This window comes from Mesorhizobium sp. BR1-1-16 (assembly GCF_020165495.1).
In the GTDB taxonomy this organism is placed as follows: Bacteria; Pseudomonadota; Alphaproteobacteria; order Rhizobiales; family Kaistiaceae; genus Kaistia.
Genome location: NZ_JAIUIE010000018.1, coordinates 31708 through 58274 on the forward strand (window position 1 = coordinate 31708; position 26567 = coordinate 58274).

The 26567-nt window shown below is 62.9% G+C and carries 21 protein-coding genes and 1 pseudogene; 11 read left to right on the forward strand and 11 right to left on the reverse strand.

Going from position 1 to position 26567, the window contains the following annotated elements:
• Positions 1–15: 15 nt before the first annotated feature.
• From LB518_RS23245 to LB518_RS23260, 4 genes are all read right to left on the reverse strand, one after another.
• Positions 16–801, reverse strand: coding sequence for a ParB/Srx family N-terminal domain-containing protein (locus tag LB518_RS23245; RefSeq protein ID WP_224580215.1), 786 nt, complete (start codon positions 799–801; stop codon positions 16–18).
• Positions 802–1102: 301 nt separating this feature from the next.
• Entirely contained in the window at positions 1103–1768 is a 666-nt protein-coding gene (locus LB518_RS23250; protein WP_224580216.1) for a flavin reductase family protein, read from the reverse strand.
• Positions 1768–2637 (reverse strand): ABC transporter permease, encoded by an 870-nt coding sequence (locus LB518_RS23255; RefSeq protein WP_224580217.1) that lies wholly within the window; start codon positions 2635–2637, stop codon positions 1768–1770. The genes LB518_RS23250 and LB518_RS23255 overlap by 1 nt, the downstream gene beginning before the upstream one ends.
• 584 nt (positions 2638–3221) lie before the next feature.
• A complete protein-coding gene (locus tag LB518_RS23260) occupies positions 3222–3455 on the reverse strand; it encodes a hypothetical protein (RefSeq protein WP_224580218.1) in 234 nt (77 codons plus the stop codon).
• A 675-nt stretch (positions 3456–4130) separates the two neighbouring features.
• Between LB518_RS23260 and LB518_RS23265 the strand changes: the two are divergent.
• Positions 4131–4389, forward strand: a pseudogene (locus LB518_RS23265) (integrase core domain-containing protein); the annotation flags it as partial.
• Between the two features lie 308 nt (positions 4390–4697).
• Here LB518_RS23265 and LB518_RS23270 read toward each other — a convergent pair.
• From LB518_RS23270 to LB518_RS23290, 5 genes are all read right to left on the reverse strand, one after another.
• Positions 4698–6368 carry a glycoside hydrolase family 32 protein gene (locus LB518_RS23270; protein WP_224580219.1) on the reverse strand — a complete coding sequence of 557 codons (1671 nt, stop codon included), beginning with the start codon at positions 6366–6368 and terminating at the stop codon, positions 4698–4700.
• The gene (locus LB518_RS23275) at positions 6365–7729 is read right to left on the reverse strand and encodes a NosD domain-containing protein (RefSeq protein WP_224580220.1); all 1365 of its coding nucleotides are present in this window, start codon (positions 7727–7729) and stop codon (positions 6365–6367) included. Before LB518_RS23275 ends, LB518_RS23270 begins: the two co-directional genes overlap by 4 nt.
• A gap of 166 nt (positions 7730–7895) precedes the next feature.
• Entirely contained in the window at positions 7896–8732 is an 837-nt protein-coding gene (locus LB518_RS23280) for a carbohydrate ABC transporter permease (protein WP_224580221.1), read from the reverse strand.
• Positions 8725–9603 (reverse strand): carbohydrate ABC transporter permease, encoded by an 879-nt coding sequence (locus tag LB518_RS23285; RefSeq protein ID WP_224580222.1) that lies wholly within the window; start codon positions 9601–9603, stop codon positions 8725–8727. The genes LB518_RS23280 and LB518_RS23285 overlap by 8 nt, the downstream gene beginning before the upstream one ends.
• A 71-nt stretch (positions 9604–9674) precedes the next feature.
• Positions 9675–10916 carry an ABC transporter substrate-binding protein gene (locus LB518_RS23290; protein ID WP_224580223.1) on the reverse strand — a complete coding sequence of 414 codons (1242 nt, stop codon included), beginning with the start codon at positions 10914–10916 and terminating at the stop codon, positions 9675–9677.
• 173 nt (positions 10917–11089) lie between these two features.
• Here LB518_RS23290 and LB518_RS23295 point away from each other — a divergent pair, with 173 nt between their 5' ends.
• Positions 11090–12115 carry a LacI family DNA-binding transcriptional regulator gene (locus LB518_RS23295; protein WP_224580235.1) on the forward strand — a complete coding sequence of 342 codons (1026 nt, stop codon included), beginning with the start codon at positions 11090–11092 and terminating at the stop codon, positions 12113–12115.
• Here LB518_RS23295 and LB518_RS23300 read toward each other — a convergent pair.
• Positions 12112–13020: a LysR family transcriptional regulator gene (locus LB518_RS23300; protein WP_224580224.1), complete on the reverse strand. Its 909-nt coding sequence runs from the start codon at positions 13018–13020 to the stop codon at positions 12112–12114. The genes LB518_RS23295 and LB518_RS23300 overlap by 4 nt on opposite strands.
• 154 nt (positions 13021–13174) lie before the next feature.
• On the opposite strand from LB518_RS23300, the gene LB518_RS23305 reads away from it, so the two are divergent.
• From LB518_RS23305 to LB518_RS23345, 9 genes are all read left to right on the forward strand, one after another.
• A complete protein-coding gene (locus LB518_RS23305; protein ID WP_224580236.1) occupies positions 13175–13990 on the forward strand; it encodes an alpha/beta hydrolase fold domain-containing protein in 816 nt (271 codons plus the stop codon).
• Positions 13991–14029: 39 nt separating this feature from the next.
• Positions 14030–15220, forward strand: a complete 1191-nt coding sequence (locus LB518_RS23310; protein WP_224580225.1) for an efflux RND transporter periplasmic adaptor subunit — start codon at positions 14030–14032, stop codon at positions 15218–15220.
• Positions 15221–15337: 117 nt separating this feature from the next.
• Positions 15338–18544 carry an efflux RND transporter permease subunit gene (locus tag LB518_RS23315; RefSeq protein ID WP_224580226.1) on the forward strand — a complete coding sequence of 1069 codons (3207 nt, stop codon included), beginning with the start codon at positions 15338–15340 and terminating at the stop codon, positions 18542–18544.
• 704 nt (positions 18545–19248) lie between these two features.
• Positions 19249–20130: an AraC family transcriptional regulator gene (locus LB518_RS23320; RefSeq protein WP_224580237.1), complete on the forward strand. Its 882-nt coding sequence runs from the start codon at positions 19249–19251 to the stop codon at positions 20128–20130.
• A 230-nt stretch (positions 20131–20360) separates the two neighbouring features.
• Positions 20361–21401 carry an ABC transporter substrate-binding protein gene (locus LB518_RS23325; protein ID WP_224580227.1) on the forward strand — a complete coding sequence of 347 codons (1041 nt, stop codon included), beginning with the start codon at positions 20361–20363 and terminating at the stop codon, positions 21399–21401.
• Positions 21402–21500: 99 nt separating this feature from the next.
• Positions 21501–22307, forward strand: coding sequence for an ATP-binding cassette domain-containing protein (locus LB518_RS23330; RefSeq protein WP_224580228.1), 807 nt, complete (start codon positions 21501–21503; stop codon positions 22305–22307).
• The gene (locus LB518_RS23335; protein ID WP_224580229.1) at positions 22304–23572 is read left to right on the forward strand and encodes a sugar ABC transporter permease; all 1269 of its coding nucleotides are present in this window, start codon (positions 22304–22306) and stop codon (positions 23570–23572) included. The genes LB518_RS23330 and LB518_RS23335 overlap by 4 nt, the downstream gene beginning before the upstream one ends.
• A gap of 25 nt (positions 23573–23597) precedes the next feature.
• The gene (locus LB518_RS23340; RefSeq protein WP_224580230.1) at positions 23598–24326 is read left to right on the forward strand and encodes an SDR family oxidoreductase; all 729 of its coding nucleotides are present in this window, start codon (positions 23598–23600) and stop codon (positions 24324–24326) included.
• A 4-nt stretch (positions 24327–24330) separates the two neighbouring features.
• Positions 24331–25977, forward strand: a complete 1647-nt coding sequence (locus LB518_RS23345) for an FGGY-family carbohydrate kinase (RefSeq protein ID WP_224580231.1) — start codon at positions 24331–24333, stop codon at positions 25975–25977.
• A gap of 29 nt (positions 25978–26006) precedes the next feature.
• Here LB518_RS23345 and LB518_RS23350 read toward each other — a convergent pair.
• Positions 26007–26567 (reverse strand): AraC family transcriptional regulator (locus LB518_RS23350; RefSeq protein WP_224580232.1); only part of this gene is annotated, 561 nt, incomplete at its 5' end.

Below are 26567 nucleotides of genomic sequence, written 5' to 3' on the forward strand. Positions count from 1 at the left end.
AGGATTATTCCAGCATCAACGAGCATGTCGCGTGCCGGCTGGCCGAATAGGGTCCAGCTCAGATTGGCAGCTATCAGCTGCACAGCGCCAATAGCAGACTAGCGGCTCCCGGCCCCAAAGCTGACGGGCTGCAATGCGTCCCGCCAAGGGTCCCGAAGCCCTCGGCGGGATCCGCGCGGCCGTCCCGTCGTAAGGCAGGTCGGTGAAGATCAGATCGATTGTCCCCTCCCCGACCAGCCGACCGACATCTTCTGGCGAGTGGGCATCGCCGCAGAGCAGCCGGTGGCTGCCGAGCTGCCAGAGATCGCCCGTCCGTGTGACGGCGGTGGCTGGCAGCGGCGGGATCAGATCGGCCGCTGCGTCCGGGCTCGATGGTGATGCCTCGCGCGACCGATCGAGCGTCAGGTCGACCTCGGCCAACGAGAAGCCGGTCAGGGTGACATCGACGTCGATATCAACCAGCGCCTGCAGCTCGACGGCGAAGATCTCCATATCCCAGCCGGCATTCAGCGCCAGCTTGTTGTCGGCGAGCACATAGGCGCGTCGCTCCTCGGCACTCAAATGCGACAGCTTCACCGACGGGACAGCGGCGATACCCAGCTCCTTCGCCGCCAGGACGCGGCCATGGCCGGCCACGATTTCGTTGTCGTCGCTGATCAGCACCGGGTTGGTGAATCTAAACCGCTGGATGCTGTCGGCGATCTGGCGGACCTGTCGCGTTGAGTGCGTGCGCGCGTCGCCCGAATACGGTCGTAGCGCGGCAATCGGCATGACTTCAATCGAGAGGTAGGAGGATCCCATTCTCGTCCTTCCTGGCACTGTCCGGCCGCCGGAGAGGCCGCGCGACTAGGAACAGGATGAGAACATATGGGCGGCTGGCAAGCGAAAATCGAGCGAATCCAACACTTTCGAAGCGGGCGGGTCCTTAAGAGCCCCTAAGAGGTTTCAAGGGCTCATAGGGGTCACTAAGGGGGCCTTAATGGACCGCCAAGAGATGGAGGGATTGGAGAACGAGGTAGCGACGGTACTATCGATACGATTAGGGCGTCTTCGGACAACCCTCGTCGACGGCGCGCATGGCGAATCACTCTCGCCGGAAGTGCTACTTGGTCCCCTGTTGGGTTCCCCGCGCGAACGAGTCCGCAGGCGTAGGCGTCACCACGTCGAACTGGTCGCGCGTGTGCGCATAGGTGTGGCCGCCCATGCGTCCCACGGCATCCATCTTGATCTGGTCAATGTGGTGGTCGGCCGGGTTGACGGCATCGCTGCGCACATAGAGCCCGACGACTTGCCCGAGGATGATCTCGCGCGCCGAACCAAGCTCCAGCGTCATATAGCGTCGGCACTCCAGAGCAGCAGGCGCCTCCAGGATGCGCGGGCTCCTGACGGCTTCGCCAGGAACCGTGTGCAAGCCCGCCTGCTCTAGTTCGTTGACGTCGGGCCCAAACTTGATCGCGCAGATCTCCATCTGCTCGACCATGGCGTCGTCGCAGATATGGACCGTGAACTCGCCCGTCTCGCGAATGTTCTTCGCCGTGTCCTTGAAGCGCATGTCGGCGTAGTTCTCGACGCAGATGGCGACGATCGCCGGCTCATGCGTCAGCACATTGAAGAAACTGAACGGCCCCGCATTGGGCTCCCGTTCCCGGCTCATGGTCGTGACCAGCGCGATCGGTCGCGGAATGACCGTGCCGATCAGGAGCTTGTATTTCTGTCGCTCGGTCAATTTCGCGAAATCGAACCGCGTGTGTTCCTTGATCTCGCCCATCAGCGTCGCTCGTCACGGAGGAAAGGCGTCAGCCGCTGCACCGCGATCAACACCAGCACAGTGATGGCGATGAGCACACCCGATATCGCGGCGATGCGCGGATCGAGCGTGTCCTGCAGCATGGCGAACATCTCGAGCGGCAGGATGGTCGTGCCGGCCGGCGCCAGGAACATTGGCAGCGAGACATTCTCGATCGACTGGATGAAGACGAGGAACATCCCGGCATAGATGCCGGGCGCCAGCAGCGGCAGCGTCACGCGGCGGAAGGTCGCCCAGCGCGACGCACCGAGCAGCCCAGAGGCGTCCTCGAGGCTCTGGTCGAGTTGCAGCGCGATGCTCGATGTGGCGCGGAACATCAGCGGCCCGAAAACGACGACATTGGCGAGGACGACGAGCCCGGTCGACGGGCTGACATGCATCAGGTTAGCGGCGATCAGGAGCGCCAGCCCGTAGACCAGGCTCGGCAGCACCATCGGGGCGAGGAAAAGAGGTTCCAGCGCATTCGCACGCCGTGCGCTGATCCGGGCCATGCCGAAAGCGGCGGGAACGGCGAACACCAGCGATGCCAGCACGGCGAAGACGGCGATCTTGAGCGTGTTCCACGCCGCCTCGACCCTCAGAGCTGCCGTAAGAAAGCGCTTGTTCCGGGCCTCGACATGCGTCGGCCACACGTCATCTGTCATCATGTCGCGCAGAACGGACGCCGTGCGCGACATGGCATTCGCGAGCGCAAACGGCATTTGGTCGGCCGCGCCCTGAAGCTTGGCCGTCAACCGCTCGAAGTCGCTCAGGTCAAAGTGGACGCCACTGTTGTCGAGGTCTGCGGAAATGCTCGCCTTCGAGAAGAGGCCGGTGCTGATCCCGGCCACGGCAACAATCCCGATTGTTCGACCGTCCGCCTCGCCGAGCAGAGCGGTCGTCTTGCGGTGTCGGCGAGCGCTGCGGGAATAAGGGGACCTTCTGCCCGCCGGCGGCGACGTTCAACGCGCCGGATCGGGCAAAAGGCCCGGGCGAAGCCTATCCGGCGACGCGAAGTCCGTTGGAAGGTGTGAGCTGACCGGCCGCGATCTGGCGCCGACGGCGCGCCCGCTCCCGGTCGCCGTTGGGGATAGTAGAAGCCGCTCGACTTGGGAGCGGCGCGCTTGCGTCGCACAGGCTCGGCGATCGGCGGCCCGAGGGGCGTCTCGATACGATGACCTGCATGGATCGAGAACAGCCCTGCCCCAGCGGCAAGAAAGAGCGCCCCAGCGTAGGCCGCGTTCGTGTAACCAAGGCGCATCTGCGCTTCTCCCGATGTCGATAGGTCGACGGCACGACGCGACGGCCGCGGCAACGCGTTCGCGTTGAAGCGGACGGCGGCGGTTCCCATGGCGGCCGCGACGTCGCGTGATCGGAACGCTAAGACCTGATCCGAGCGGGTGGGCGATCGCGCCGTGCCGAACTGGTGACTGAGCTAGAAACGAAGCTCGAGGGCGAGCTTCCGGACGTCGTCGGCGATCTCGGATCGCTGTTCAAAGAACCGATCCGGATCTCGCCGCGAGACCGTCAGGCGTTTGATGCGCTCCTCGATCTGGTCGAGCCGGGACGCGAGGTCCTGGCGTCTATCGACCGGCACTGCGCCTGGCCGACGGTCAAGCGTCCCCTTCACGACTGTGACGGATCGCCCTTTCACGGTGATCGTGCGCATGAACCCTTTCGGGCTCCTATCGTTGGAGAGGACAGGATCGGTCGCGCCACGACCGATCCCGCTGTTGCCGCCGACCGACCCGGCCGAGGAGCCGCAGGCCGCCAAACCTGCGGTTTCCGAGTTCGCAAAGAAAGAGCCGGACCTGAGGGCCCGGCTGGTCAAAAATCTGATTGCCGATGGAGCATCGAATCGGGCCGCCTCTCGGTCGACGCAGTTCGCCAGCCCATCAACTGACAGGGCGTTTTGTGGTACATTCCCCACACGGCTTTCAAGGTTTTCTTGACGGATGATCTCGCGCTGGTCACTAATGCCCCCGTAGCGCGCTGCCGGTCATCTCTGTACCAGCCTTTTTACCAGAGACCGCACCAGCCCCCTCCTCTCCCCTCACTCACCGATCTCTGAAAGCCGCCATTTTGGGGCCAGAAGTGCCTCCGGTGCGAATCTCCCCCTCTCCGCTATTAAGTCTATGTAATAATAGAGACTTTTCTTCCCGATAGCTCCTCGTGTGGATCCATACTGGATCGGCTTGGCACACTTTTGACATAGGTCGTTTTGCTATGGCCACAAATCCGGACGCGTGGGTCGTCGTGGCACGCTCAGGTGCGCGAAGTCGGATTCCGACCCTCACCAAGACATTCCAATCGAAGGATGCAGCTATTCGGTGGTCTCGGGTTTTACGGTGCGGCCGTCATTGACCGGTTCTCGCGGCGCGTCGTTGGCTGGTCGATGAGTGGGCCGGGCCACGTCTGGGACAATGCTGCAATGGAGACCTCATCGCTCAAAACCGGGCGGACCGCGCGAAATCTATCGCACGCGCAGTGAGGCAAGGGCGGATGCGTTCGATTGCATCGAGCGCTTCTATAATCCGACACGCAGGCACTCGACCTTGGGGTATCTCAGCCCCTTGGACTTCGAGAAGCAGGCTAACTTAGCCGAGCCTCGTGTCCATAAAACCGGCAGCAGTTCAGTCCTACATTACCGCCGGCGCTCATCCGGCGGTGCGCACGAACCGACCCGCCGTCGGCAGATGAGTGCAATCTAGGACCAGTCTTTGCTAGAAAAGCGATGAGAGCGCCCTGCATGCTCGACGCCCACGAACATCAACCATGGGGCATGGTGGAAAGCCGTCAGTCCGGTATCGAGGTGCGAACGACGGCTCTGCGCCAAGAATAGAAGCTGGCTCTGCGCCCAACAGCCGACATTCGACTTTGCGCCAGGGCTCGGCTGACGGCATTGGAGATGTCAAACCGCTTGGCGCTCGGACAGAATGAAGCGCGCGCTGGACATGATTTCGATTTTGTCTGGGGCGATATTGGTATAGCTGCGCCGCGTACCGCAAATCGCGCCGTTGTCGGCGAAAATCTCGATGATGCCTCGGTCGTAGATGATGCGCAGGTCGGCCGCCAAGGCACACTCCGCCTCATAGCGGATCCGTCCATCATCCTGCGGGAGCCGGACTGAAACGCGACCGCCCGTCACCACGATCTCAAATGCTAGAGCATCGCGTTCCGTAGCGGCAACCCTTGAGCCTTCGAGGTTGCCCGTTATGAACAACTCGAACGGCGCGTCGTTCAACTTGAAGCTTCCGTCCGCTTCTCTCACCAGAGGATCGGCACGCCAGGCGTTCTGAAGTTCGGCTGACGGCCGCATGAGGAGCCGCCCCGTGCTGTCGAGGCTGATCTCACGCGGAAGCGACATCTCGCCGGAATAGGGCGAACCGGCGGGCTTGCGGTCTTCCCAGTTGAACAGCCAGGCGAAGGCGACCTGCCGTTCGCCTGCCCGGAAGGTCTGCATGGCGTAGAAGTCGGTGCCAAAGTCCAGCACCTGCAATTCGCCCGTATCGGGCACGAAAGCATCGTCCTTGAATTCGCCGACAAGGGCGAAGGAGAGATTGTGGCGGCCCGTCGCCGGCTCCGTATAGCCGACAAAGGCCATGAGCATGACCCACTTGTCACCGAGCGGGAAGAAGTCGGGACATTCGACTGCTCGAGCGCCGTTTTCGCGGTAATGTGCCGGCGCCCGATATATTGGGCCGAGATAGGACCAGTCGATCAGATTGTCCGAACCGTACAGGAGCACCGCCGGATCGCCGAAGAGCGCCGAACCGAGCGCCATGCGATAGGCGCGGGCGCCCTCATCCCACCAGACCTTGGGATCGCGGAAATCATGATCGACGCCATCCGCTTCGGGGCGTACGGCGATGACCGTCTCGACGCTGGTAGCGTGGAGGAGGCCCCGCCCCGGCCGCGCCAGCTTCTGCACCTCGCGATAACCCTTGAACAGGTCATAGGCCGGCAGGCGCTCGGTGTAGAAGAACATGCGGCTGCCGTCGCGATCCTCGAAGGCATTGCCGGAAAAGGCGCCGCCCGTGGCCCCGAGCCGCCAGAGATTCTGCTCGGGATGCAGGAAGACCGGCAGATGCGTCCAGTTGAAGAGGTCCGTGCTGACCGCATGGCCCCAGTGCATCGGTCCCCAGTCGGTACCGGCCGGATGGAACTGGTAGAAGATGTGCCAGGTTTCGCCGATCTTGCAGAGCCCGTTCGGGTCGTTCATCCACTGGCGAATCGGCGAGAAATGCATCACTGGCCGCGCGGGGTCGGACCGCAGCCGGGCATCGATCTCCGGACCGGTGCGCAGGGCCAACCCTTCGGCGCCGAATTCAAAGATCGTGATGCCGGTCTCGGTCACGGTCTGCGGGTCATAGCCATAGGCCCAGAGGATCGCCTCGCTCCGATCCCATTCCAGGGTGACGACGCCAACCTCGCGGTGGTGATAGCGGAAGAAATCGGGATGGGAGGAAAAGGCGGGCACTTGCCAGAGCAGATCATCGTCTCGCACGATGCGGATAGAGCCCGGCCCTTGCGCCCAAAATTCGAGCTGATAGCTGGCGGAAAGCGTGATCGTCGACTTCAATTCGGTACCCCTCCCTGCCCCGGCGCGGGCGTGCCTCGGAACGCATTGACGCTCCTGTCGAGCTGAACCTCGGCATCGCTGCCGGAATCGAGGATCGTGTTGTGGCTCGATTGCGGCTCGACCTGCACGGCGATCACCTCGAGGGCAGCGAGGTTCCTCGTCGAGAGGATCGCCTCGACCTGCGTCGCGAAGCAGTCGCTGTTCAGTGGGTCGCTCGCCTGCGCGGCCTCTGTCGTCGCGACGATATGATTGTTCGCGACGTAGTTCCCCCGGCCCGAGACGATCCGGATGATCACCGGCTTTTCGCCGGCCGGCTTCAGAAACCTGGTGTCGATCGTCTCGGAGATATGGTTGGCGATCACCGAGTTATTGTCGCCATTGAGATGGAGAAGGCCGAATTGGTCGTCCAGCCCATTATTGTAGCCCATCATGGGCGCCCAAGGCTCGCGATCGCGCAGGAAGTGGTTGGACGAGACCAGGTTTTCCGAGCAGTTGCCGGAGAAGATCAGCATTCCCGGATAGAAGGCGTGCAACCTGTTGCCGGTGACGGATGACCGGACCACGCCCGAGAACTCGATACTGCTGCGCCCGCGCGGGAATACATTGTTGCCGGACACGAGCAGACCGCCGAAATTCTCGGCATAGATCGAATAGCCATCATAGCCGGCGCCGATCAGATTGTTCGAAATCTTCGAAGCCTGGCCCATGCCGCGCAGTTCGATGCAATTGCCGCATTCGCCGATGAAGTTGTTGTCGATGGTGGAGGCATCGGCATGGTGCGAGACGATGCCATGCTCCAGATAGACGAGGCCCATACCCGTAATCCGGAACGAGTCGTTGGCGGTCGCGACATGGATGCCGGTCTTGCCGTTTCGATAGGAATTCTCGACGTCGCCATGGCGAGCTTCCGTGAAGTGCAGGCCGTCAATGCAGAAATCGGCAAACTCGACGGAGCTGATGCGCGGATTGCCGGCGCGCCGCACGAGAAATGCCGCCCTCCCCGCCTCGCCCTCGCCAGCGCCATCGGGGATGTCGACGAGGACCCGACTGCCGCCGGGCCAGATCTCGTGCCACTGCTTCAGCTCGTCCGGCGGCGTGTTGAAGCGGATGCTCGACGAGGTGAAGCCGTGTCCGGATCCGACAATTCGCAGGAAGCTGATGTCGATGACGACCTGCGTGCGCAGGCGAAAATCGCCAGGCGGGATGTAGATCACCGCGCCCGGCTTGCCGCCCTCATGGAGATCGGAGACGGCCTGCCGGCGCTTGATGTCCGCAATAATGCTGTTGATGACCGCGCCGATATCCTCATGCGGATTGCCGACCGACCATTCCGTGACGTTGTAGACATTGGCGCTGGACATTCCGTGCTCTTCCTCGGGCATTTCTGTTTTCGCGCGCGAGACCAAGGGCGGCGCGATCCGGCGGGCTGCCGGCGGTTGCTGGGGTGTCGAAACATCCTGCCGTCGAGCGTCCCTCGCCCGCGCCAGACCCTGTTGATCCTGTCGCGTTCGATTGCGGGCCACCGGGCTAGCCTTTCACGGCGCCGAAGGTCAGCCCGCCGACGATCTGCTTCTGCAGGATGAGGGTGATGAGAATGACGGGCAGCGAATAGAGGACGGCGGCGGCGGTCATCGGCCCCCAGGCGAGGCCATAGACCGAGTTAAACTCCGCAATGACGATCGGCGCCGTCTTGCTGTTCTGGGAGGTGAGCAGCAGGGCGAACAGGAATTCGTTCCAGCTCGCGATGAAGCTGAACAGTGCCGTGATCGCAAGGCCGCTCGGCATCAAGGGCAGGATGATATGCCAGAAGGCGCCGAAGCGGCTGCAGCCATCGATGCGCGCCGCTTCCTCGAGTTCCTTCGGCACGCCTTCGAAGAAGGCCGCCATCAGCAGGAGGGCCAAGGGAACGGCAGTGGATGTATGAGCGAGAACCAGGCCGATACGGGTATCGAGCAGGCCCAGCGTCTTCATGATCTGGAACAGCGGGACACCAAGCGAGACCGCCGGCACCATGCGGGTGATGAGAGCGAACAAGAGAAAGAGGACGGTGATCTTCCGACGATAGAGCGCGGAGACATAAGCCGCCGGAACTGCGATCAGCAGCGACAGCAGCGTCGTAAGGACCGCGACGATGGCCGAGTTCAGGAATGCCTGGGGCAGCGCGGCCGTGCCGATGACCGTGCCGAAATTCTCGAGCGACACGCGGTCGGGGAAGAAGGAAGGCGGGATCTGCTGGACGTCTGCCGCCGGCTTCAGCGACGTCGAGAGCAGGTAGACGTAGGGAAGGGCATAGGACAGCACCAGCATGAACGCGACCGCATGGATGACTGTCTTGCCAAGGTCCAGAGGTTCGCGATCAGACATTGTCCTTCCTCCAGATCTTCCAATAGGCGAGGCCGGCCAGCGCAATCATGAAGGCCAGAAACAGCGTCGCCGATGCCGAGGCCTGGCCGAGGTCGCCATAGCGGACCATGCGCTGATAGATGTTCATGGACAGGACTTCGCTGGCTTGTCGCGGCCCACCCTGGGTCTGGATCCAGATCAGGTCGAAGGTCTTGAGCGCATCGATGCCGCGCACGATCACGACGACCGCAAGGACCGGGCGCATCATCGGCAAGGTGATGTGCCAGAAGCGGTTGACCGCGCCGGCACCGTCGATCCGGGCAGCCTCGAGAACATCCTTCGGTATGTTCGTCAGTCCGGCGTAGCTGACCAGAGCCACGAATGACGTCGTCAGCCAGATGTCGGCGACGGCGACCGAATAGATCACGATGTCGGTGTCGGACAGCCACTTGATCGCGCCGGGGTTCGGAATGATGCCGAGCGCCGCCAGCCCGTAGTTGAGGATTCCGATATTTCCGACAAGGAGAAAACGCCAGAGCAGGCCGGCGACGATCGGCGAAATCATTAAGGGCAGGGCAAAGACGGTGCGGTGCCAGTGTGAGTGCCTGGCGATCGCGGCAAAGAGAAGTGCTGCGCCGAGGCCGAAGACGATCTCGAAGACGAGCGCGAAGATCGAATATTGCAGCGTCCTGACGGCGGATTCGAGGATCCGCTTCGAGGTCAGCACGTCCGCATAGTTGGCAAGACCAACCCAGACACGGCTCGACGGATCGATCAGCTTGACGTCGAAGAACGAATTATAGACGAGCAGCACAACCGGATAGGCAACCAGCAACCCCAGGAACAACAGGGCAGGCAGCAGCATAAGCAGCACGAACCTGCGTTCGTTCATCGCCCCCTCCACTGTTTTTGTTGATGTGCCGAGGCGGCGGGCGACCGCCTCGGTCCGTGATGCGCTGGCGTTTATTGTTTCAGAATGCCGCGCGCGGTGGAGGCCGCCTCCTTGAGCAGATCCGCCACGTTATCCTTGCACTCGAGGGCCCCCTGAAATGCGGGCATGACGGCTTCGTCGACGAGTTCCTGATAATGCGCATTGAGCGGCCGGCCCTTGGTTGCCGGCGCCGAGAGCGTGGCCATCAGCGGTCCGAAATGCTCGTAGCCGGGCTTGCCCGAATAGCTCGCATAGGCCGAGTTCGTCGCCGCAAGCCCAAGCGGAGCCTCGATGCCGAGCGCGTTGTGGGCGGTCTCGTAGGCGATGAACTTTCGCGCCGCGTCCTTGTGCTGCGACGTCGACGGAATGACGTTGTACCAGGGCCCGGGAATGCCTGCGATCCCTGCTGGACCGGCGATCATAGGCGCCACGCCGACCTTGCCGGCGACCTTGCTATCCGCTGGCGTCATCTTGTAGGCGTGGGCCCAGAACTTCATCATGGCCGTCTGGCCCTGATAGAACAGGTTCTGCGCCTCGCCCCAGCTGATTTCGAGCGCATTGTCAGGCGCTGATTTGTCTTCGCAAAGCGGCGCCCGGTAGTTGATGAGCGCGTCGATATGGGCCTGGTTGTCGATAATGACATTGCCCTGGTCATCGAGGATCACGCCGGGCGAGCCGGCCTGCAGCACCTCGGCCATCCATTCCTCGGACGTCCCGCCGATCACATCGGTGCCGAACATGCCGTCCTTGGTGAAGAACTTGGCCATGTCGCGCCATTGCTGCCAGGTGGCTGGCGGCGCGAGGTCGTAGCCATATTGCGTCTTGAAGGCCGCCTTGTTGGCTGCATCTTCCCACAGATCCTTGCGGTAGAAGACGATCTCGGCATTCGCCCAGGCGGGCATGCCCATCGTTTTTCCGCCGACCTTGGCGTCGGCGAGAAGGGCCGGCGGAATATCCGCTTTGACGGCATCGGTGAACAGGTCGCTCAAATCCTCGACATGATCCGCGAAGGCCGCATTCCAGACGACGTCGATGGTCGCGACGTCATAATTCGACGTTCCCGAGGCGATCTCGGCCGTGAGCTTGTCGAAGACGCCCTGGTAGGGCACCTCGACGAAATTGACCTCTATGCCGGTGTCCTTGGTGAAAGCATCGGCGGCCGCCTGCTGAAGCGAATGACCGCCGCCTTCGACAAGCACGTTGATGGCTTCGGCATGCGCCACGGACGTTGCCAGAGAAAGCGCGGCTGCCGCGCATAAGAGCGTCTTGTTCATGTCCCCTCCTGCTTTTTGCCCGCGGAAGACGACCGGGAGCGCTGGGACCATATGCAGCAATGTCGACGTCGTCAATTGGCTATGACAACGTCGACATGCATAATGTCGACGTTGTCGGTTGCGGTATAGTTTTGGTGACGATAGAGTTCCCGGGAGATTGTGGGGGAGCGTGGATGGTCAGTATCAAGGATGTCGCTCGCGTGGCCGGCGTGTCGGACAAGACTGTGTCCCGAGTGGTCAATGGCGAGCCGAACGTCACGGCTGACACGATCGAGAAGGTGCAGCTCGCCATTGCCGGTCTGGGCTACATCCCGAACCTCGCGGCGCGCAGCATCAGGTCGAACCGTACCGATATCATCGGCATCATCACCGATTTCATTTCGACGACGCCCTATTCCGGCGACATCGTCCGGGGGGTGCAGGATTGGGCGGGAGCCAATGGCCGAACGGTGCTACTGGCCAACACCGATGGCGACCAGGACCGCGAAGCCAATGTCTGGCGGACCTTCAAGGCCCACCGTATCGATGGCGTACTCTATGTCGCGATGTATCACCGGGTCGTGGTGCCTGCGGCGGGCGAAGTCTCGATCCCGACGGTGCTGGTCAACTCCCATGCCGAGGACGGGTATTCGTATCCGTCGATCGAGCCGGACGACTATGGCGGGGCCTATGACCTCACCCGGCACCTGATAGACCTTGGCCACCGCCGGATCGGCTACATCCGCCTGAACCCGCTTCTGCTAGGGGCCAATCAGCGGCTGGATGCGTTCCTCGCTGCGGCGCAGGCGCACGGCCTTTCAGAGAATGACATGATCATCCGTCTCGGAATGGAGGGACCGATCGGTCGCGAGACGAACTATGTCTATCGTGAAGCCCTGGACATTCTCTCCCTGCCCGATCGCCCGACAGCGCTCGTCTGCGGAAATGACGAAATGGCGCTCCAGGCCTACCTCGCCGCCCTCTCCCTCGGCCTGCGCATCCCGGACGATATCACGATCGTTGGCTTCGACGACTTCCGGACGGTCTCGCTTGGACTCAAGCCGGAACTCACGACCGTGGCCCTGCCCTATTACGATCTGGGATGGCAAGGCGCCGACATGCTGGATCAGCTGATACAGGGCAAGGGCGGCAGCGAAACAGAGCGACGCGTCCTCAGGTGTTCGCTGGTTACACGACGATCCAGCACGCGAGTGTGCTAGGCGTTCAGGCCCTTTTTCGCCATCAGCCTCACAAGCCATTCGACAAACACCCTTACCTTGTTGCTCAGATGCCGGTTCGGCGGATAGACGACGTAGAGCGGCACCGGCTCGATATGCCAGTCAGGCAGAACAGCAATGAGCCGCCCGCTGGCGATCTCATCGGCGACCATGCAGCGAGGAAGCTGGCCCGCACCGAGGCCGGAAAGAACCGCCGCCGTGTAGCTGCGTGCGTCATTGACGGACAAGGCGTAGCGCGGGTTGATCTCGACTTGTTCGCCGTCCCTTTCGAACAGGAACGACATGCTCCGATTGCTGGGCGGCATGAAGTAGCCGACGCATTGATGGTCCGCTTCAAACTGGGAGGGATGGTTCGGCATCCCGTACCTCTCCACGTAGTGGGCGGAGGCGCAGAATGTCAGGTCGACTTGGCCCACGCGTCGCGCAATCAGGGATTGATCGGCAGGCTGTCCGCCCCGCAATGCGACATCGACATTTTCGGCAAGATAGTCGACGTTCCGGTCGCCGACACCCAAGTCGATATGGATATCTGGAAACTCCCGGTTGAAATCATCGAGCGCGGGAATCACGATCCAGTCGGCGAAGATGCTGGCCATCTCCACCCGCAAGCGGCCTGTCGGGGTCGAATAGGACTGGGACAGACTGCCGTCGAGTTCGTCCACTTCGGATATGATCCGCAATGCGCGCTCATAGTAGAGCGCGCCGTCCGTCGTCACCATCACCCGCCGCGTGGTCCGATTGAGCAGCTTCGTCTGCAGGTGCGCTTCGAGATTTTGGACGAGATTCGTCATCGAGGCTTTCGACAAACCGAGCGCTTCGGAAGCCTTGGTGAAATTGCCGGTATCGACGACCCGGATGAAGGCGCGCATGGCCAATAGCTGATCCATATCCGAGGGCGCCTCCCGCTGGGGTCATTGTTCAAAATTTCGAATAGTGTAGTCGAATATGGCGTCCTTATTCAAGGCGATGAATAATGCTAGATCACTGAAATGACGCGAGCTGCGACCCCCCGCAGCCTCAACATCCAGAGTGAAAAGCGTGATTGCCGTCCAAGTGAGAAATGTGGAGTTGGAGCAAGTGGCGGGAGGCTGTGTGTCTGCGCAAATCTATCAGGGCGCAGAACCCACCAAGTACCCACCTGTCCTTCTGTATTTTCACGGCGGTGCGTTCATGCGCACAGGCCTCGAAGAGTGCCCGCTCGCCCGGTGTTTTGCTGCCACAGGCGCAATCGTCGTGGTGCCGGACTATAACGCGCCGTTCGGCGGTGTGTTTCCCAGACCCTTGGAAGTCGGTTTTTCGATTTTCTCCACCCTTGCGAAAAAGTGCGCCGGATTTGGCGACCGAAAGTCTCTCCTGATTGTCGGCGGCGAGGAGTCGGGTGCCAACATCGCGGCTGCCGTCGCGCTGAAGGCACGCGATCATTTTGCCAGCGAACTGGATGGCCAGGTGCTCGCTTCGCCTCTGCTCGATCCCTTCATGGGCTCGCCCTCCTTTCGCAACTCTGACGATATCGGGATGCGCCACCGCTGGGAGAATGGATGGGTCCATTATCTGAGCGGCGGGATCTGTCATCCATACGCTGCCCCCTCCATGTGTTCGCGCCTTCGTGACGTGGCACCGGCACTCCTGCTGACGTCGGACGACGACCCCCTGCTCGATGAGGCGAGAGGCTATGCCAGGCAGCTGAGGGATGCGGGGGTTCAGGTTCACCAGCACGCTCTTCCTGCCGGGACCGGTTGGCCATCCATCTACGGTGGCGACACGGGCCAGGCATCGTCGTGGCAGGATGTCGTAGGCAGCCATTTTTTAAGTTTCACCCGCGAACTCGGCACCCGGTATGCGCGGCTTGAAACCTAGTTGACCATCGCCGGCATCCACCGGCCGTAAGGAAAAACAATGACACCGACTATCAAGCGCTGGGCCCTTGCGGGCACCGGTCTGGGACTGGCTGCGTCCGTTTTTACCGCTGCCATGCTCCTTGATCTTCCCCTGAGCACCAATGCATCGGCATCGGATGGGGTGCTGCAATCCCCCGCAGTGCCCGTCACCGTCACCGTCATCAAGGCTCGTGACGTGAACCGATGGCAGGAATTCTCGGGCCGCCTCGAGGCGGTCAACCGTATCCAGATACGCTCCCGCGTCGCAGGCGCCATCCAATCCGTGGACTTCCGGGAAGGCTCGCTCGTGAATGCGGGAGACCTCCTCTTCACGGTCGATCCGGCGCCCTATCAGGCCGCCGTCGCCCAGGCAGAAGGCCAGGTGGCGTCGGCCGGTGCAAAATTGAAACTTGCAGCGCTCGAGTTGGAGCGCGGACGGCGACTGTCGCAGACCCAGGTCATATCGCAGAGCACGCTGGACCAACGCCAGAATGCCGTGACCGAAGCGCAGGCAGCTCAACAGACGGCTCAGGCTGTTTTGCAGTCGGCGCAACTGGAACTTGACTATACGAAGCTCTATGCGCCGGTCACCGGTCGCATTGGCAGGGTCGAAATCACAGTCGGCAATCTGGTCGCGGCCGGATCCGCCTCGCCTGCCCTGACAACGCTTGTTTCGATCGATCCGATTTACGCGAGCTTTGACGTGGCGGAGGATATTGCGGCGCAGATCCTCGCCAAGCTACCGACAGCTGACGTGGCCAATTCGCCAATCGAAGAGATACCCGTCGAGATCCAATCGCCTTCGGAAGATGGCTCGCCTATTCGAGGAAAGCTGCAGTTTATCGGCAATCAGGTCGATGCCGCCAGCGGCACAATCGGGGTCCGCGCCGTATTCTCCAATCCGGGTGGCAAGCTTATCCCCGGCCAGTTTGTTCGGATCCGCATCGGCGAACCGAAGGCCGAAAAGAGGATCCTCGTCAGCGAGCGGGCTATCGGCACTGACCAGGACAAGAAGTTCGTCTTTGTCATCGATGCAGAAAACAAGGTGATCTATCGCCCCGTCCAGATCGGCGACAGTGCGAATGGCGAGCGTATTGTCGAAAGCGGACTTTCGGCAGGTGACCGGGTGGTCGTCAACGGCCTGCAACGCATTCGTCCCGGCGCAATCGTAGCTCCGAAGGTCGATGAAGCGGTTGCTGTACTGAAATAGAGGCCACAGCGGAGGCCGCTAAGCTCCGCAAAATATCGAATACTTCTCATCAGCCTGCGGAGCGATCCGGGGACTAGGACGATTCACGCTAATTTCGTCCCAGAGTAGGACTTGGAAATGAATATATCGCGATTTTTCATCGATCGCCCCGTGTTTGCCGGCGTGCTGTCCGTTCTCATCGTCGTCGCAGGCCTGATCGGCATGAGGTCGCTGCCGATCTCCGAGTATCCAGAGGTCGTTCCGCCTTCGATCGTCGTGCGGGCGACCTATCCGGGGGCAAATCCCGTTGTCGTCGCCCAAACCGTAGCAACGCCTCTTGAGGAGCAGATAAACGGCGTCGAGGACATGCTGTATATGAACAGCCAGGCCACCTCCGATGGCGTTCTGACCCTCACGGTAACCTTCAAGCTCGGCACGGATCCCGACAAGGCACAGCAGCTGGTGCAGAATCGCGTCTCGCAGGCGGAACCCCGCCTGCCTGCCGAGGTGCGCGCGCTTGGCGTTACGACCATCAAGAGTTCGCCCGACTTCATCATGGTGGTGAACCTGGTTTCCGACACCGATCGCTACGACATCACCTATCTGCGGAACTACGCGACCTTGAACATCAAGGACCGTCTGGCTCGCACGGAGGGCGTCGGCCAGGTCCAGATTTTCGGCGCCGGCGACTATGCCATGCGCGTCTGGATTGACCCGGAAAAGGCGGCACAACACAGCCTTGCCGCGAGCGACATCACCAATGCCATCCGCCAGCAGAACATCCAGGCGGCCGCCGGCACCATCGGCGCTTCGCCCGCGCCTTCGTCCACGGACCTGCAGCTGAACGTCAACGCGCGTGGCCGCCTCGGTACTCCCGAGGAGTTTGGCGACATCATCGTCAGGACGGGCTCGAACGGAGAGATAACGCGGCTGAGGGATGTTGCCCGCGTCGAGATGGGCGCGGCTGACTATACGCTGCGCTCGCTGCTGGATGGCCGGCCGGCTGTGGCCATTGCGGTGCTGCAGGCGCCAGGCTCGAACGCAATCGAGATTGCGGATCAGATCTATTCCACGATGGATGAACTGCAGCTCGCGATGCCGGAAGGCGTCCGATACGAGATCGTCTATGACACGACCAAGTTTGTGCGCGCTTCCATCGAGAAGGTCATCGATACGCTTCTCGAGGCGATAGCGCTGGTCGTTCTGGTCGTCATCCTCTTCCTGCAGTCATGGCGCGCGTCCATCATCCCCCTGATCGCGGTTCCGGTATCGATCATCGGTACCTTCGCCGTCATGTTCGTATTCGGATTCTCGATCAACGCCCTGACGCTGTTTGGCCTGGTGCTGGCGATCGGTATCGTCGTCGATGATGCCATTGTCGTCGTCGAAAATGTCGAGCGAAACATCGAGATGGGGCTCAGCCCCCGGGAGGCGACCTATCGCGCCATGCGCGAAGTGTCGGGGCCGATCGTCGCCATTGCACTGGTGCTTGTGGCGGTCTTCGTCCCACTGGCGTTCATCAGCGGGCTCTCCGGCCAATTTTATCGCCAGTTCGCCCTGACGATTGCGATCTCGACCGTTATTTCCGCGATCAACTCCCTGACGCTTTCACCTGCCCTGGCTTCCCTTCTGCTACGGGACCATCACGCGCCAAGGGACCGGCTTACGCGCATTATGGACTTTGCTCTTGGCTGGTTCTTCCGCGGCTTCAACCGGATGTTCGGCTCCGTGTCCCGTGGTTATGGCAAGGGGGTCGGCGGCCTCATGTCGCGCAAGAGCATCGTGATGGCTATCTATCTGGCCCTCGGCGGCGCGACATATCTGGTGTTCAACAGCGTGCCCGGCGGCTTCGTGCCGGCTCAGGACAAGCAATATCTGATCGGCTTCGCGCAGTTGCCGGACGGGGCCTCGCTCGACCGCACCGAGGCTGTCATCAAGCGGATGAGTGCGATTGCGTTGGAACAGCCAGGCGTCGCGCATGCGATCGCATTCCCGGGCTTGTCGATCAACGGCTTCACGATTGGCTCGAACTCCGGCATCGTCTTTGCGGTCCTTGACGATTTCGAGAAGCGCAAGTCACCCGAACTGTCGAGCGGCGCGATCGCGATGCAGCTGAACGGGAAATTTGCAGGGATCCAGGACGCCTTCATCGCCATGTTCCCGCCGCCGCCGGTCAACGGCCTTGGCTCGACGGGCGGTTTCAAGCTTCAGATTGAAGACCGCGCTGGCCTTGGCTACCAGGCGCTCGACAACGCTACCAAGGACTTCCTTGCCAAGGCCGGCCAGACGCCGGAACTGGCCGGCTTGTTCTCCAGCTTCCAGATCAACGTGCCGCAGCTCTTCGCTGATATCGACCGGCCGAAAGCCGAGCAGCTCGGCGTCGCGGTCACGGACGTCTTCGACACTCTGCAGATCTATCTGGGATCGCTTTACGTCAATGATTTCAACGCCTTTGGCAGGACCTATAGCGTCCGTGTCCAGGCCGACGCGGCGTTTCGGGCATTACCCGAAGACATCGGCCGGCTCCGTGTCCGCTCAAAATCGGGCGAGATGATCCCCCTGGCCGCGTTGCTCAAGGTGGAAAGTGCCAACGGCCCGGAACGGACAACCCGCTACAATGGCTTCCTGGCCGCTGACATCAATGGAGGTCCGGCGCCTGGATTTTCGTCAGGTCAGGCGGAAGCGGCAATCGAGAAGATTGCCGGCGAGACCTTGCCCGCGGGCATCGATTTCGAGTGGACGGACCTGACCTACCAGCAGATCCTCGCCGGCAATTCGAGCTTCGTCGTCTTCGCGCTCGCCCTGCTGCTTGTCTATCTGGTGCTGGCGGCTCAATACGAGAGCCTGACTTTGCCGGTTGCCATCATTCTGATCGTGCCCATGGGCGTGCTGGCGGCTATGACGGGCGTCTGGCTCATCGGCGGCGACAACAACATCTTTACGCAGATCGGCCTCATGGTGCTGGTGGGGCTGTCCGCAAAGAATGCGATCCTTATCGTCGAGTTCGCCCGCGAACTGGAATTTGAAGGTCGAAACCCGGTGCAGGCGGCCATCGAGGCGAGCCGCCAACGCCTTCGGCCCATCCTGATGACCTCGATGGCCTTCATTATGGGCGTTGTTCCCTTGGTTGTTTCCGTCGGCGCCGGCGCGGAAATGCGCTCGGCCATGGGTGTCGCCGTATTCTCCGGCATGATCGGGGTCACCTTCTTCGGCATATTCATGACGCCCGTTTTCTATGTCCTGATGCGCCGGGTAGCGGGCAATCGCCCTCTCGTCCAGCACCACGTCCAAGTCTCCGATGGCGGTGAAGTGAAAATCGTTTCTTCAAGCAGTGCTAACGTATGACGTATTCGAGGTAGCCACTGGATTGGCCGATCGCAATGCCCGGATCACATGGGTGATTGCAATGAAGCAACCCTAGATATTGGCTAAGGATAGCCAAGGCGATTTCTCAAGTCCGGAGCATGGAGCGTAGTCTAGTTCCGTGCTCCGGACTCACACTCCAGCTTTCTCTCCAAGCCAGTCGTACTGCTGCGATCACGAGGCAATCAACTTCACCACCGAAGGCATCAAGGGCGAGGATGTTCGCGATCTCATGACGCTCGCCGTCGAGACCGCTTCGGACCGGTCGATCGCTTCCGGCCGTCACCGAATGGCTGACCGACACCGGCACCGGCTGCATCGCGCATGAGACACGGCGCTTTGCCCGCGAGATCGCGCCTCGAACCGCTCACCAAGCGCGTCGGCCGCCTCCAAACAGTATTAGGCACGGTCTGGTTGCAAGCCTCGAGGACCGGTAACGCCGACACCCAGCGCCGATCCGTTTCCCTACCTCAGTCGACATAACGCGCCGCAGCAATCGCCTGAAACCCACTTCGCTTGTGCAATATTGGGCCGATCAATCACGCGAAACGACAAAATAGTATCGGTTCCGGATTGGGAACGAGGTGGCTGTCGACGCTTCACTGCCTCATGATTGCCAGATCACGGGGAGACGATCCGGCGGTCAAGATCAAGAGGCGAAAAGCTTAGATCTCGGGAGGGATATGATGAAGCCGGATCTTGAAGTCGTTGAGATCGGTAGGGGACAGTCGTTCACCGCTTGGGAACATGGTTATCCCTATCGAACCGTACGCTGGCATTTTCATCCCGAGTGCGAGATCCATTACGTCGTAGCGACTTCTGGCCATTATTTCGTCGGCGACTTCATCGGCGACTTCGGGCCGGGCAATCTCGTGATGACCGGGCCTAACCTTCCTCACAACTGGGTCAGTCATGTCTCGCCCGGCGCCACCGTCTCGTTGCGCAGCCGCGTGGTCCAGTTCCGCGAGGACTTTCTGACACGCATCAGCGACGTGTTCCCTGAAATGTCCGCCTTCGCTTCCGTGCTGGAGACCAGTCGGCGGGGCGCTCTGTTCAGCGAAGCGGTTTCGGGCCGCGCGGCAGCGATACTCGCCGAGTTGATTCCTGCGCGGGGACCCCGCCGGGTTGAGCTGTTCGTCAGCCTGATGTCGACCCTTTCGGACGACCGGCACCTGACCACCCTGTCGAGCCCGACCTATCGGCCCGACCCCTCCGGATTCATGTCGGTCGGCGTCAACAGGGCTCTGTCCTATATCAATGAGCAACTGACCGAGCCTTTCGGCGAAAACGAGCTCGCGGCCTGCGCCGGCCTGTCGGTCGGCACCTTCTCGCGCAGCTTCCGTCGCCATACCGGCATGGGCGTCGTCGAATATGTAAACCGGCTCAGGATCAACCTCGCGTGCCAGTTGCTGATGAACGAGCCGGACATGTCCGTGACGGACATCTGCTACGCCTGCGGCTTCAACAATCTGTCCAACTTCAACCGGCAGTTCCTGCGCCGCAAGGGAATGCCGCCGTCGCGCTTCCGCGCGCTGCTCAACGAAAACAACGTGGTCATCGCCGCCTGAGGACGGCGCAGGTCAAGGGAGGTTCGCGTCATGTGAATTTGGGAGGCACCCGACCGCGGGTCCCGCGGTGCCGGGGCGGCTGGAGGGCCGTCCGGCGGGGTGATGAAGGCGTGGTCCTGGAGATCGCGTCATCAGGGGCCGTGCTTCTAGGACCGATCGAACCATGAATGCCTCTCCGCGCCCTGCGCCGGGAGCCGGTTCGGTCTTTCGAAAACAAGGGGAGTGAATTGATGCAGAATTTCTATCTGAGGACGGCAGCCGCCGTCGCCGCGCTCACGCTGTCCGCTGGCGCCGCTCTGGCTGGCGACACCGTCGCCTTCCTGATGCCGGACCAGGGCTCCACGCGCTATGAGCAGCACGATTTTCCCGGCTTCAAGGCCGAGATGGCGAAGCTTTGCGCCGATTGCACGGTCATCTACCAGAACGCTACTGCCGACGCGACGCTGCAGCAGCAGCAGTTCAACTCGGTGATCTCGCAGGGCGCGAAGGTCGTGGTGCTCGACGCAGTCGACTCCACCGCCGCCGCTTCGCTGGTGGCGCTCGCCCAGTCGCAGGGCGTCAAGGTCATCGCCTATGACCGTCCAATTCCGGACAAGGCGGCCGACTATTACGTCTCGTTCGATAACAAGGGTATCGGCAAGGCGATTGCCCAGTCGCTCGTCGATCACCTGAAGGCAACGGGCGTGCCGGCCGGCGCTGGCGTCCTGCAGATCAACGGCTCGCCCACCGACGCCGCCGCCGGCCTGATCCGCGACGGCATCCACGAGGCGCTCGAGCCGTCGGGTTACAAGACGCTTGCCGAATATGACACGCCGCAGTGGACCCCTGCCAAGGCGCAGGAATGGGCCGCCGGCCAGATCACCCGCTTCGGCGGCGATATCAAGGGCGTGGTTGCGGCCAATGACGGCACCGGTGGCGGCGCTATCGCCGCCTTCAAGGCGGCTGGCGTCAATCCTGTTCCGCCCGTGACGGGCAACGACGCGACCATCGCCGCGCTGCAGCTGATCATCGCCGGCGACCAGTACAACACCATCTCCAAGCCTTCGGAGATCGTCGCCGCAGCCGCGGCCAATGTCGCCGTCACTTTCCTGAAGGGCGGCACGCCGGAAGCGAAGACGACGCTCTACAAAACGCCGTCCGAACTGTTCGTGCCGGCTGTCGTCACCGCCGAGAACATCAAGGCCGAGATCTTCGACAAGAAGATCCAGACCCCGGCCGAAGTTTGCACCGGTGAATATGTCGACGCCTGCAAGAAGCTCGGCATCGAGTGATCAAGGCGGAACCAGCCCCGGCGGACATTCGCCGTCGGGGCTGGATCCGATCCGGTCCGACCCATTGAACATGACGCGACAGGACAGGGTGCGACAGGCATGACGACATCCCCGAATTCGACCGAGCCGGTGTTGAGCCTGCGCGGCATCACCAAGAAGTTCGGCGCTGTCTCCGCGCTGACCGACATCGATCTCGACGTTCATGCCGGCGAGGTGGTCGCGCTGGTGGGTGACAACGGCGCCGGAAAGTCGACGCTGGTCAAGGTGCTCGCCGGCGCGCATCAGCCCAATGGCGGTACGATCCGCTTCGCCGGCAAGGAGGTCCATCTCGATACCCCCGCCACGGCCATGCAGCTCGGCATCGCCACCGTCTACCAGGATCTCGCCCTCTGCGAGAATCTCGATGTGGTCGCCAATCTCTTCCTTGGCCACGAACTTTCGCCGGCGCGCCTCGACGAGGTGACCATGGAGGTGCGCGCCTGGACGCTGCTGAAGGAGCTCGCCGCACGCATTCCCTCGGTGCGCGAGCCCATCGCCTCGTTGTCGGGCGGCCAGCGGCAGACGGTCGCCATCGCGCGTTCGCTGCTGCTCGACCCCAAGATCATCATGCTCGACGAGCCGACCGCCGCGCTCGGCGTCGCCCAGACCGCCGAGGTACTCAACCTCATCGAGCGCGTGCGCGATCGCGGCCTCGGGGTCATCATGATCAGCCACAACATGGAGGACGTACGGGCGGTCGCCGATCGCATCGTCGTGCTTCGGCTCGGCCGCAACAACGGCGTCTTCACCCGCGAGGCGAGCCAACAGGACCTGGTCGCCGCCATTACCGGCGCCACCGAGAATTCCGTTTCCCGTCGCAGCGAGCGCCGCCAGGCGCAGGCCCAGGCCGCCGAGGTGTCCCGATGAGTTCTCCCGTTCCCACGCCCCCGGAACCGCAACGCGGATCGATCCCACTCGACCGCGCCGATGTGCGGCTGCGGACCGATGTCGGCTTCGCCGGTGCGCTCAGCAGCTTCTTCGACAAGGTCCGTTCGGGCGATCTCGGCATGCTGCCGGTCGCGGTCGGCCTCGTCGTCATCTCGGCAGTGTTCACCAGCCTCAATCCGGTGTTCCTGCTGCCGAACAACCTCGTCAACCTCCTGTTCGACTGCGCGACGGTCGGCGTCATCTCGCTTGGCATCGTCTGCGTGCTGATCGTCGGCGAGATCGACCTCTCGGTCGGCTCGATGAGCGGCTTCGCGTCGGCGATGGTGGGCACGCTCTGGGTCAACCAGGGTTGGCCGGTGGGACTTGCCATCCTTGCCGCGATCGCCGTCGGTGCCGTGGTCGGCTATCTCTACGCGATCCTCTTCAACCGGCTGGGCATGCCGAGCTTCGTCGCGACGCTCGCGGGCCTTCTCGCGCTGCTCGGACTGCAGCTTTATGTGCTCGGCGCCGCCGGCTCGATCAACCTTCCTTTCGAATCCGCGCTGGTGAAGTTCGGCCAGATCCTGATCATGCCGGCCTGGCTGTCGCATGCGGCGGCGTTGCTGCCGGGCATCGTGATGGTCGTGTCGGGCATCGCGGTCATGCGCCGACGCGTCGCTGCCAATCTCTCGGCGCAGTCGATCGGCGGTCTCGTCGTCAAGGCAATCCTGCTCACCGCCCTGCTCGAATTTGCGGTCTATTATCTCAATCGCGGCCGTGGGGTGCCGTGGATGTTCTGCCTGTTCCTCGTGCTTGCCGTCGTGCTGAACTACGCTTTGACCCGCACCAAATGGGGCCGCTCGATGATGGCGGTGGGAGGCAATCGCGAGGCGGCCCGCCGCGCCGGCATCAATGTGCGCCGCGTCTATGCCAGCGCCTTCGTTCTCTGCTCGATGCTCGCCTCGCTGGGCGGCATCCTCGCAGCTTCTCGTCTCGCCTCGGCCAGCCAGCAGGCCGGTTCTGGCGACGTGAATCTCAACGCCATCGCGGCGGCGGTGATCGGCGGTACCAGCCTTTTCGGCGGCCGCGGCAGTGCCTGGTCGGCAGTGCTCGGCATCATCGTCATCCAGGCGATCTCGAGCGGCCTGACGCTGCTCAACCTCTCTTCCTCGCTGCGCTACATGATCACCGGCGGCGTTCTCGCCATCGCCGTGATCGTCGACTCGCTCGCCCGGCGCTCCCGCATCAGCCACGGCCGCGCTTGACCGGATTTCAGACGGAGTAAGTGTCATGACCTCAGTTCTCGAGGGAAAAGTTGCGGCCGTGACCGGCGCCGCGTCGGGCATCGGCCTCGAATGTGCCCGTGCCATGCACGCGGCCGGCGCGACGGTGTTCTTCGTCGATCGTGCGGGCGACCGGCTGCAGTCGATCGTCGCTGATCTCGGCGACCGCGCCCATCCGCTGGAGGTGAACCTCACCGATCCGGCCAGCGTCGCTGGCATGCTGCCGGCGATCCTCGAAAAGGCGGGTCAGCTCGACATCTTCCACGCCAATGCGGGCGCCTATGTCGGCGGCCATGTGCTGGAGGCCGATGCCGACGCCTGGGACCGGATGCTGAACCTCAACGTCAATGCCGCCTTCCGCTCGGTTCTCGCGGTGCTGCCGCACATGGCCGAGCGCAAGACCGGCGATGTGATCATGACGAGCTCGGTCGCCGGCGTCATTCCGGTCGTGTGGGAGCCGGTCTACACCGCCTCCAAGCATGCGGTGCAGGCCTTCGTGCACACCACGCGCCGGCAGATGATCCCACACAAGGTCCGCGTCGGCGCCGTCCTGCCCGGCCCGGTTGTCACCGCACTCCTCGACGACTGGCCGAAGGCCAAGATGGACGAGGCGCTCGCCAATGGTAGCCTGATGCCGCCGAAGGAGGTGGCCGACGCCGTGATGTTCATGCTGACCCGTCCAGCCGGGGTCGTGGTGCGCGACCTCGTGCTGCTGCCGCACAGCGTGGATCTCTAGCGCCATGGCCGGCGAAACCCTTTCCGCGCTGGTCGGCGTCGATGTCGGCACCGGCAGCGCCCGCGCCGGCGTGTTCCTCGCCGATGGCACCTTGCTCGCCACCGCGAAGCGGCCGCTGACGCTGTGGCACGAGCCCGGCGACATCGTCGAGCAGTCCGGCAACCAGATCTGGACGGCGGTGTGCGAGAGCGTCCGTCAGGCGGTCGCGGAGTCGGGGCTCGATCCCTCCGAGATCAAGGGCATCGGCTTCGACGCAACCTGCTCGTTGGTGGCGGTGAAGGCGAACGGCACGCCGGTGCCCGTCGGCCTCTCCGGCGATCCCGAGCGCAACGTCATTGTCTGGATGGACCACCGCGCCTCGGCGATCGCCGAGGAGATCAATGCTGGCCATCATCGCGTGCTCGATCATGTCGGCGGCCGGATCTCCCCCGAGATGGAGACGCCGAAGCTCGTCTGGCTTCAGCGGCACCTGCCTGCCTCCTTCGCGGCGGCCGATCATTTCTTCGATCTTTCGGACTATCTCACCTGGCGTTCGTCGGGCTCGACTGCGCGTTCGATCTGCACCGTCACCTGCAAATGGACCTATCTCGCGCACGAGAAGCGCTGGGACGAAGGCTATTTCCGCGCCATCGGCCTCGGCGCGCTCGCCGATGAGGGCTTCGCCCGCATCGGCACCGAGATCGTGTCGCCGGGCACGGCGATCGGCACCGGCCTGACGGAACGGGCTGCCGCCGATCTCGGCCTGGCACCTGGAACCGCCGTCGCCGCCGCGCTGATCGACGCTCATTCGGGCGGCATCGGCACGCTCGGCGTCGCGGCCGAGAGCATCGACCCGGCCATCGGCAGCCGCCTCGCTTATATCTTTGGGACCTCGGCTTGTTCGATGGCCTCGGCCGCCGAGCCGATCTTCGTCGACGGCGTTTGGGGCCCTTATTTCTCGGCCATGGTGCCGGGGCTCTGGCTTACGGAGGGCGGGCAGTCCGCTGCCGGCGCGGCGCTCGACCATCTGGTGGAGTTGCACCCGGAAGCGCCAGCAGCCGCTGAGCGCGCGGCGGCGGATGGCGTTCCGCTGACGGAATGGCTGACGCGCCGGGCGGCCGCGAAAGCGGGCGAGGCTTCCACCGTGATCGATCTTGCCGGCCGGGTGCATGTAGTGCCGGAGTTCCTCGGCAACCGCTCGCCCTTCGCCGATCCGAACGCGCGGGCGGTGATCGCAGGGCTCGGCCTTGAACGTGACGAGGACAGCCTTATCGCGCTCTATGTCGCCGGCCTCTCGGGCATCGGCTATGGCCTGCGCCAGTTGCTCGACCGTTTGCGGCTCAGCGGTATTCCAGTCGCCTCGATCGTGGCGAGCGGCGGGGCGGCGCGCAACCCCGTGGTCTGCCAGATCCTCGCCGACGCGACGGCGACCCCCGTGCTGTTGCCGGCAGCGGACGAACCCGTTCTGCGCGGCGCAGCGATGCTCGCGTCCGTCGCCGCAGCCACCAGTCCTGATTTGCCGACGGCGATGGCGACGATGTCCGGTCCTGCGGCCGTGCTGCGGCCCGCAGGGAAGAGGATCGCTACCATTCACCTAAAGCGCTACGCCGCCTTTGAGTGCCTGCAAGTTGCCGGGCGCCGCATTCGCGACGGAGAGGAAGCGAACGTTTAGGTCGGCGCCGCGCGCGGGTGTGCAACTGCTCAGGCCGCCGACTGCTGCCGCCGGTCGCGGGCGGGGGTTACCCCGAACAGCCGTCCATATTCGCGCGTGAACTGGGGGACGCTCTCATAGCCGACGCTATAGGCGGCGTTGCTGATCGGTTCCCCCGCCGACAGCATCAGGCGCCTTGCCTCGATCAGCCGAAGCTTCTTCTGGAACTGCAAGGGCGTCAGGGAGGTAATGGCGCGGAAGTGCTCGTGAAACGCAGACAGGCCCATTCCGGCGGCGCTGGCCAATTGCTCCACACGAAGCGGCGCCGCGAGCTCTGAGCGGATGAGGTTGACGGCGCGGGCGATGCGTTGCGCATGGCTGCCGGGAATCCCGAGCGCGCGGATCGCGCCGCCGTGGCGGCCGGACAGCAGCCAGAAGTGCAGCTCGCGCAGCAGCTGCGCCTGGAGGATCGGGATCGTCGCCGGCCTGTCCACGAGCCGCAACAGGCGCAGCACCGCGTCGGCGACCTCGCTTTCCGTCGGGTCGACCCGGATCGGGGTGCCGGCCAGAAACGGAGCCGCACCCATTTCCGTGACCAGTTCAGCCACCAC